The following is a 1,849-nucleotide window of genomic DNA, read 5'->3' on the forward strand; positions in this document are numbered from 1 at the left end:
GGGGGGCACCGGGCGCGCGGCCGGCCGGGTGCGGCCGGTGCGGGTCCCCGCGGCGGGGCCGCTCACGCCGCCACCAGCCGGCGCCGGCGCGCCACCGCCACGAAGAACGGCGCGCCCAGCAGCGCGAGCACGATGCCGACCTGCAGCTCCCCCGGGCGCACCGCGACGCGGCCGACGACGTCGGCGGCCAGCAGCAGCACCCCGCCGGCCAGGCCCGCCACCGGCACCTGCCAGCGCACGTCCGCCCCCACCAGGTCGCGCGCCAGGTGCGGCACGACGAGCCCCACGAACCCGACGGTGCCGCAGGCGGCCGTCGCCGCCCCGGTGAGCAGCGTGATCGCGGCCAGGCCGGTGGCGCGCGTCAGCCACACCCGCTGCCCCAGCGCGCGGGCGGCGTCCTCCCCCAGCGCCAGGGCGTTGAGGCCGGGGGCGTTGGCCAGCGCCAGGACCGCGCCGGCGGCGATCGCCGGCAGCACCGGCAGCAGGACCTCGGTGCGCCGCCCCGCCAGCGACCCCACCGACCAGAACCGGAAGGCGTCCAGGGTGGTGGCGTCGGCCAGCACCAGCGCGCTCGTGACGGCCGACAGGAACGCGGTGACCACCGCCCCGCACAGCACGAGCGCCAGCACCGGCGAGGCCGAGCGCACCGCCTGCGCCAGCGCCGCGACCGCCGCGGCGGCCAGCAGCGCCCCCGCGAACGCGAACCACAGGTAGCCGGCCGGGGAGCGCACCCCGAGCAGCTGGATGGCGAGCACCACCGCGCAGGAGGCGCCGGCCCCGACGCCGAGCAGCCCCGGGTCGGCCATCGGGTTGCGGGTGTGGCCCTGCGCCAGCACCCCGGCCATCCCGAGCGCGGCGCCGACGGCGAGGCCCAGCAGGGTGCGCGGCACCCGCAGCTCGCGCACCACGACGTCGGCGGGGCTGCCGGTGGGGGCGGTGAGCGCCGACCAGACGTCGGGCAGCGCCACCGGCTGGGAGCCGACGGCGAGACCCGCGAGCACGCAGCACGCCAGCGCACCGGCGAGCAGCAGCACCGCCCGCGCGCCCCGCCGCCTCATCCCCGGACCGCGCCGCTGCCGACCACGGACCCGGCGGCGAGCTCGCGCACCAGCGCCAGCACCGCACCCGGCTGCTCGTGCAGGAAGAAGTGCCCGCCGGGCAGCACGACGGCACGGGCACCGGCCGCGGCGACGTCCACCCACGCGGCGATCGCGGCGGGCGCGACGCTCGGGTCGCCGCCGCCGGCCAGCGCCAGCAGCGGCACCGCCACCCGCGCGGCCGCACCCCGCGGCGGCACGTGGGTCTCGGCGACCTCCAGGTCCGCGCGCAGCACCCCCAGCACCATCGCGCGCAGCTCCTCGTCGGCCAGCACGGCGCCCGCGGTGCCGCCCAGGGCGTCGAGGAAACCCAGCAGCTCCTCGTCGCCGGCGGTGTGCAGGTCCCCGTGCAGGTGCCCGCGCGCGGCCTCCGGGTCCCCGCCGCCGGGTGCGGGCAGCGTGGGGCCGCGGCGGCCGGAGACCACGAGGGCGGCCAGCCCGGGCAGGCGGCCCTGCAACCGCAGCACCACCTCGTGGGCGACGGCCGCGCCCAGGCTGTGCCCGAGCAGCACCGTCGGCAGGCCCGGCGCGGCGGCGTCCTCCGCGAGCACCGCGGCGGCCACCTCCTCGGCCACGGCTCCCATCCGCCGGTGGGCGGGCTCGCCGAGGCGGTCCTCCCGGCCGGGCAGCTGCACCGCCTGCACGAGCACGTCGGCGTCCAGGCCCGCCCAGCGCCGGTACGCGCTGGCGGCGCCACCGGCGTGCGGCACGCACACCAGCCGCAGCCGCGGCGCGGGCGGGACGGGGCGGAA

General features: G+C 80.8%; 2 protein-coding genes. Both read right to left on the reverse strand.

Going from position 1 to position 1,849, the window contains the following annotated elements:
- Positions 1-62 precede the first annotated feature (62 nt).
- Positions 63-1,058: a FecCD family ABC transporter permease gene (locus ABEB16_RS18800; protein ID WP_345713739.1), complete on the reverse strand. Its 996-nt coding sequence runs from the start codon at positions 1,056-1,058 to the stop codon at positions 63-65.
- On the reverse strand, positions 1,055-1,849 hold a 795-nt coding region (locus ABEB16_RS18805; RefSeq protein ID WP_345713740.1), incomplete at its 5' end, for a thioesterase II family protein. The genes ABEB16_RS18800 and ABEB16_RS18805, both read right to left, overlap by 4 nt.

It is taken from the genome of Kineococcus glutinatus (genome assembly GCF_039542765.1).
Taxonomy (GTDB): Bacteria; Actinomycetota; Actinomycetes; order Actinomycetales; family Kineococcaceae; genus Kineococcus_A; species Kineococcus_A glutinatus.

Coding starts and splice junctions, on each gene's coding strand:
- ABEB16_RS18800 (WP_345713739.1), bottom strand. CDS start 1,058: ATGAGGCGGCGGGGCGCGCGGGCGGTGCTGCTGCTCGCCGGTGCGCTG.